A 1,097-nucleotide genomic window follows, 5' to 3' on the forward strand; every position below is an offset into this window, starting at 1 on the left:
TGCATATTTCCGACCTAAACCCCCGTGGCCGAACCGTGACCGAGGCGTGGCCAAATGCTAACGCGCCCTTGCGCTTCCGCTGGTCATCCGGGATTTACGATCCTCCTATTACAACTATGTCAGTTAAAAGGAATCGGAGCCATGCGAGCGGTCGTTCGGTGTGTTCTTGCGGTGGGTGGGATCGCTGTAAGCGTGGTTGCGGGCCCGGCGGGGACCAGCATGGCGGCGGCCAGCCAGCCGCATGAATTCGCGGTCGCGTCGGTCCTGCCGGCGCGGGACGCGACGGTGGGCGTGGCCCACCCCGTCGTCGTGACGTTCGACGCGCCGGTCGGGAACCGGCACGCCGCCGAGCGCGCCATCGGCGTCAAGTCCTCACCGCCGATGACCGGCCGATTCGAGTGGCTCGACAACAAGGTCGTGCAATGGGTTCCGGACCACTACTGGCCGGCGCACAGCACGGTGGCCCTCGCGGTGGACGGCCGCTCCACGGAATTCAAGACCGGCCCGAAGGTCGTCGGCGTCGCCAACATCACCGACCACACCTTCAAGGTGAGCGTCGACGGAGTCGACGCGGCCCCACCGCCAACTCCGCACCACCGACCCCACTTCGGCGAAGAGGGTGTGTTGCCCGCGTCGATGGGTAGGCCCGAATTTCCAACGCCGGTCGGCAACTACACCGTCTTGTCGAAAGAGCGCTCGGTGCTTATGGATTCGAGCAGCGTCGGCATCCCTGTCGACGACCCCAACGGCTACATGCTCAACGTCGATTACGCCGTCCGCATCACCAACCGGGGCCTCTTTGTGCACTCCGCCCCATGGGCCGTCCCGTCGCTGGGGCTGGAGAACGTCAGCCACGGCTGCATCAGCCTGAGCCCCGAAGACGCCGAGTGGTACTACAACACGGTCGATGTCGGCGACCCGGTGATCGTCAAGCAGGACCTGTGGGAGCGGCCGCCTTCCTGAGCGGCGCCCGTGCCCGATCGCTTTGAGCGCGAGGGCTTTTCGGTTCGGTAACCTGCGTCGAGTGTGAAGTTGGTTTCACGCTCGCGGTCGACTGTGAAACTAACTTCACGCGCGGCGGGGGGTTCACGCTAGGC

Annotated in this window: 1 protein-coding gene; it reads left to right on the top strand. The window is 65.3% G+C overall.

From position 1 onward, the window contains the following. Positions 1-141 precede the first annotated feature (141 nt). Positions 142-963, top strand: coding sequence for an Ig-like domain-containing protein (locus A9X03_RS13555; protein ID WP_067782560.1), 822 nt, complete (start codon positions 142-144; stop codon positions 961-963). The last annotated feature ends 134 nt before the right edge of the window (positions 964-1,097 follow it).

This window comes from Mycobacterium sp. E1715 (genome assembly GCF_001667625.1).
GTDB lineage: Bacteria > Actinomycetota > Actinomycetes > Mycobacteriales > Mycobacteriaceae > Mycobacterium.

Bases quoted from the DNA above. Each gene is read 5' to 3' on its own strand.
- A9X03_RS13555 (WP_067782560.1), top strand. From the start codon at position 142: ATGCGAGCGGTCGTTCGGTGTGTTCTTGCGGTGGGTGGGATCGCTGTA.